Annotated in this window: 5 protein-coding genes and 1 pseudogene; all 6 read left to right on the top strand. The window is 65.6% G+C overall.

What is annotated here, in order from left to right:
- Window positions 1–353 (top strand): annotated as a pseudogene (locus tag AC08ON_RS14590) (hypothetical protein); the annotation flags it as partial.
- Window positions 350–793, top strand: a complete 444-nt coding sequence (locus tag AC08ON_RS14585; RefSeq protein WP_476608026.1) for a transposase family protein — start codon at window positions 350–352, stop codon at window positions 791–793. The pseudogene AC08ON_RS14590 and the gene AC08ON_RS14585, both read left to right, overlap by 4 nt.
- A 213-nt stretch (window positions 794–1006) precedes the next feature.
- Window positions 1007–2167: a KamA family radical SAM protein gene (locus AC08ON_RS14580; protein WP_476608027.1), complete on the top strand. Its 1161-nt coding sequence runs from the start codon at window positions 1007–1009 to the stop codon at window positions 2165–2167.
- The gene (gene alr, locus AC08ON_RS14575; RefSeq protein WP_476608028.1) at window positions 2164–3360 is read left to right on the top strand and encodes an alanine racemase; all 1197 of its coding nucleotides are present in this window, start codon (window positions 2164–2166) and stop codon (window positions 3358–3360) included. The genes AC08ON_RS14580 and alr overlap by 4 nt, the downstream gene beginning before the upstream one ends.
- 28 nt (window positions 3361–3388) lie before the next feature.
- Entirely contained in the window at window positions 3389–4513 is a 1125-nt protein-coding gene (locus tag AC08ON_RS14570) for an iron-containing redox enzyme family protein (RefSeq protein WP_476608029.1), read from the top strand.
- A gap of 36 nt (window positions 4514–4549) precedes the next feature.
- Window positions 4550–5593 (top strand): aminotransferase class I/II-fold pyridoxal phosphate-dependent enzyme, encoded by a 1044-nt coding sequence (locus tag AC08ON_RS14565; protein WP_476608030.1) that lies wholly within the window; start codon window positions 4550–4552, stop codon window positions 5591–5593.
- Window positions 5594–5595 lie beyond the last annotated feature (2 nt).

Raw genomic sequence — 5595 nt, 5'->3', positions numbered from 1 at the left:
GAGGCCCCGCGCCTCCTATGAGTGTCACATATGCCGCCGAGCTGCCCCTCGGCGAGCGCACCGTCCTGCGCCTGGCCCCGCTGCTGGCCGCGGAGCGGGAGCGGCGCGGTACCCGTAAGGGTGCCCGCGCGCTCACCTGCTGGGAACAAACCGTGTTCGTGCTGCGCTGGTTCTGCGACGGCACGCCGGTGAAACACCTGACCACGGACACCCCGCATCGGCGGGTCCGTGGGCTACCGCTGCCCGCACGAGGGCGTCGCGGTGCTGGTCTGGCAAACCCCGACCTGCGCGCACTACAGTACTCGCGGCGAAGGCCGCCAGCTACGGCCACGTCCTCGTCGATGGCTCGATGATCGAGACCGGCCGGTCGCCGGCCCCCGGCCCTACCCGCGGCGTCGGTCTCTGGTGGTCCGCCGAGGTTCACGACCACGGCGGCAACACTCAGGTTGTCTCCGCCCCGGACGACGGCTGGCCGCTGTGGGTCTGCGACGTCCGCCTCGGCCGGGGAGCACGACACCGCCGCGCTGCGCGCTTCCGCGCGCTGCCCGTCCTGGCCGCGTGGGTTGCCGACGGCGGCGAGGTCCTCATCGATCTCGGCTACGAGGGGTTACAGGACCAGGTAGCCGTGCCGTACAAGAAGCCCAAGAACGAGACTCTCTCCGACAACCACAAGAAGCACAACCAGGTCCACACCGCGCCACGGGCCGTCGGTGAACGCGCGAACGCCCTGCTCACGATGACTTTCCGCGCCCTGCGCAACGTCACGCTAGTACTACAGCAACAGGTGCTGTGATCAACAGATGCGCCAGCGCCGCGACCTGCGTCTTTGTGATGGATCTTCAGTCTCGGTCGAGCGCCATCTCGGCGTGTCGCCGCCGACACGCCGAGAGGTGTCGCTGTAGTACTAGACCCCTGATCGAGCACCGTCGCACCACCTGACGACCACCACAGCCCCACGCCGCTGTGGCTACTCGCCGCAACCGATCCTTACAGGGAAAGGCTCATTATGCAGAACACCGCCAGCGACGCCTGGACCGACTGGATGTGGCAGCAACGCAACGCGGTACGGACAGCAAGGCAGTTCGAGCAATACTTCCCGCGGTGCGACCGGGAGTTACTGGAGCGCATCGAGCGCCATAACGGCAGCAAGCGGTTTCAGGTGACGCCGTACTACTTGAGTCTTATCGGCAAGGATCCAGATAGCGGCGTACCGCTCCCAGAGGATCCGCTGTGGAGGCAGGTCGCCCCGCTGGGCGACGACAGCGGCGAAGATCCATACCGGTACGATGGGAAGACCGAGAACTGGGAGCTCGCGCATGAGATGGTGACACCCATTGCGCAACACAAGTACGACAATCGCCTGATCGTGCGCTACGCGAATGTCTGTCATGCCTATTGTCAGTTCTGTTATGAGGCGCTGCGCACGCTCGATAAGGAATCGTCCAAGGAGAGCTTCGACCGCAGCCATTGGCAAGCCACGCTGTCCTACCTTCGATCGCACCCGCAGGTCGAGGAGGTTATTTTGAGCGGTGGCGAGCCGCTCATGCACAGCAACGAGCAGATAGACGGCGTGTTGGGCGAGGCGAGAGAAGCCCGTCCGGATCTGATACTGCGCATACACACCCGTGCGCTGACGTTCAACCCCTACCGCGTCGACTCTGAACTCACCCTGGTGCTGGCCCGTCATGGTGTGATCGCAGTTGGCCTGCACATCACGCATCCCCACGAGCTCAGTCCCGAGTTCGATACTGCGGTCCAGCGGCTACACGAAGCCGTGCCCATCGTGTTTGCCAACGTCCCATTGCTGGCGGGAGTCAACGACGATCAAGTCATCCTACGCCGGTTGTGTATGGGGCTGTATCAGCGGGGTGTCCACGCCGGCTACCTTTACCACTTTATGCCGCACAGTCCGGAGGCGGAATGCTTCCGTGTCCCGGTCCAACGCGGGGTGGAACTCGTTCGATCGCTGAAGCGGCACATTTCCAACCCGGCCGTCCCCGAGTACGTACTGCCGCACGCCACAGGCAAATACACCGTGCCTCTGGTGGAGATTGACTCCACGGAGTGCTACCCCCGGCACACTGTCGACGACAACGGTTTCCGGGTGCTGGAGCTTGTTAACTGGCAGGGCGAGCGCGTCCACTATCCGGACCTGGATCCCGCATGAGCGAGACCGCGATACGCATGTCTCCGGCTCGGCTGGCCGCAGAGCGGCTGGAGAAGATTGTCGCTGCCGAGGCGGTACGCCATAACGTGGCCGTCCTGCGTTCGGTCGCGGCCGGCCAGCGAATCATGGCCGTTGTCAAAGGCGACGCGTACGGTCTCGGAGCACCTGTCGTCAGCGAGCTGCTGATCGCGTCCGGCGTCGATGCGTTGGCCGTGGACACCGTCGCCGAAGGCGTCGAATTACGGGAGCACGGTATTGCCGCGCCGATTCTCGTCATGGACGTCGACGTCGCCGAGAACGCGGAGGCATGTGCCCGGCTCCGGCTGACGCCCTCCGTCGCCACGGCGGGGCACGCGGAACGTCACCTTGCCGTGGCACGACGCCTCGGCGTACCTGCCACCGTGTGGCTCCGGGCCAACGTCGGCTTCAACCGTTTTGGGCCGCGCGAGGAGCGGGACTTCGACACCGTGCTCGACAGACTGCGGCAGGCCCGCCCCGCCGTCGACGTGACAGGGTTCTTCGCCCACTTATCCAGCTCAGGCCACGATGCACAGGAGACCGCTGAGCAGGCCGCGACGTTCCGGTCCCGGCTGGGCAGGGCGCGTGCAGCGCTGGGCGCGGACATCGACGCCAGTCTCGCCGCGACCCACGGGCTACTGCACCCGACAGCGCTGCACGGCACCGACTGGATACGACCCGGCATTGGGCTCTACGGACTGCTCGTCCCGGGCAGCCAAGACCTGCCCGGTTGGAATGGGTCTGGTCTGCATAGGCTGCGCCCGGCCATCACCGTACGGGCCCGGGTGCTCGAGGTCATTACGATCACCCGTCAGGAGGGGCTCGGCTACGACCGTACCGCCGCCGTCGTGCCCGGCCGCCGCGTCGCCTCCGTGGCCATCGGCTTCTCGCGGGGTTTGTCCGGGGCCGCCTCGGGGTTCACAGGGCGGTTGAACGGACAATGCTGTCCGATGGTGGGCAGGCCTGGCATGGACTGCACCCAGTTTGACGTGACTGATGCAAGGGACTCGCGCCCCGGCGCCTGGATGACCTTCATCGGAGCCGAGCCGGACAGCCGCGGCTTACCGCGGACCGCTCAGGATGCCGGGGCGGAGCTGGGCCTGAGCCTCTACGAACTGCTCGCCACGCTGCGTATGCCCGTACGCCTCGACGACGCGGCGTCCACGACGACTTAAGACACCTGGGAAACAAGAGAGGAATGCCGTGATCGAAGATCTGTCCTTGGAACGCATCCCGCCCCGTGCCGGGGTAATGCGCATGGCCGGGGAAGCCCCACAGGGTTCGGTGGAAAGCTTGCTGAACGAGAGCCTGCGCGGCCCGGTGGAACCCCTGGACCTACGCGAGAACCACCGCTCCTTGCTGGCCGCACTCCGCGAGCACCTCGACCTCGGCCTGCGGGAAGGCGACCAGGATTCCCTGCTCGATGTGCACCGCAGCGCGTATACGGTCTACGAGACGTTGCTCGGCCACCCGCTTGGCACGGCCGCCCACGAGCGCAGCGCCTGGTTCAACGCGTTTCGCTGGATCTACGAGGACGCAGTGCTGCGCGCCGACATCGAACAGATCACCGATCGGCTCCCGCCCCTCGCGGACGCCACCCGGGCGGAGTTCGTCCGGAACTGGTTCCTTACGGAAGCCAAAGAACGCAACGCACTGGATCGTGCGGTCGAAATTTGTCTGGCCGAGTGGGCTTCTCTGGACCAACTCGCTCGCTTCATCCAGGCCGACGGCTATCTCAACTACCGCTTCTACGACGCACTCGTACTGGCTCAGCCGCACTTTATGGAGACGGTTAAGAACGAGATCGGCCATCACATGTGGGACGAGTGCGGTGAGGGCACGCAACGCAACGCGCACACTCTTCAGTTCACCCGGAGCTTGCGCTTTCTAGCCCTCTCGCTCCCGGTCGTTCCGCCGTGGGAGGACTGGCGGCCCTACGCGGGCCACAATTTGTACTTCCTGCTCGCCTGCAACCGCATGCACTACTTCAAGGCGCTCGGTAGCCTTGCCATGCCTGAGTTGTTCGACGTGGATCGCGATGCTGCGGTCGTCAAAGGCCTGGAACGGCACGGATATAGCGGGGAAAAGGATTTCGAGTTCTTCTACAGTCATATAGAAGGGGACGCAGAGCACGGGCCTGAGTGGCTGGATGGCGTTATTCTGCCCATCGTGGCCGCGGAGCCTGATGCGGGCATCGAGATGATCATCGGTGGGGCGCTGCGCATGCTCGCCATGCGTCGCTACAACGAGTATCTCGCTGAATGTCTTGACCTGGGCGACATCGGCAGCGCGGCAGCCCCGGACCGGGCAGCGGACCGGAGCGGGTGAGCGCGGACGGTGGAGAATCCGTTTCCTTCCCTAGAGATGACAGAGCGTGCTATCGGCCGCCGGGCTCGTGAACGACTGAGCACCAACGAGAACGAGTTCGGGCCTGCCTCCGAGGTGGTTCAGTCCGTCGCCGCCGCGGCGGCAGAGGCCCACCGCTACCCCGACTGCGACCACTTCGCGTTGCGCGAGCGGCTGGCCAGCCTGCTCCGGGTTTCGCGGGACGGCATCCGGGTCGGCTCCGGCGCCGACGGACTGCTCGGCGAGATCAGCCGCGCCTTTCTGGGCCTTGGTCGTACTGCCGTGACCAGCGAGGCCACCTATCCGACCTTCGGCTACTTCGCCCGAGCCTCAGGAGCGGACGTTCACTTGGTGCCGTACCTGTCGGCCGCGCCGGATCCGCGGGAGCTGGTGAGGTGCGCGCACCGGACCAGAGCCGACGTTGTCTACATCGCCGACCCTGACAACCCCTCAGGTGCCTTGCAGGGCGGAATGGCTTTGTTGGCTATGGCGGACGCGCTGCCAGACCGCACCCTGATGGTCGTGGACGGCGCGTATGCGGAGTACCAGGACCCCGCCTCCCGCTTGGCCGCCAAAGATGTGACAGTCCGTCGCATGCTGTGGCTGCGGACATTCTCCAAAGCGTACGCACTGGCCGGGCTGCGCATCGGTTACGCGGTTGGCAATCCTCAGCTGATCCGTACCCTGGGGGACGGAGCCGAGCACTATGTGGTGGGTCGGGTGGCTGAGGCCGCTGCGCTCGCCGCGCTCGCCGCCGAAGAGCACCTCACCCGGATTCTCAAGGAGACCGCCGCCGGACGGGTGCATTACACAACGGCCCTGAGCGAACTGGGTTTCACCGTGCTGCCCAGCCATACGAACTTCGTGACGGTGCGGCTGGTCGCCCCGGCTGTGGCCGAGCATCTCACGAACAGTCTGAGGGCCCTCGGAGTCTTCGTACGGCACCTGACTGCACCGGGTATGGCCGACTGCGTACGGATCAGCGTCGGCCCGGCACAACAGCGCGCCGTCGTTCTGGACGCCGTTGCGAGCAGCGGTGTTCGCACATCCGCCGTATCGTAAGT

This window comes from Frankia sp. CoWAU3 (assembly GCF_977971855.1).
The sequence above is the reverse complement of the archived record's forward strand: the minus strand, read 5'-3'. Positions and strand labels throughout refer to the sequence as shown.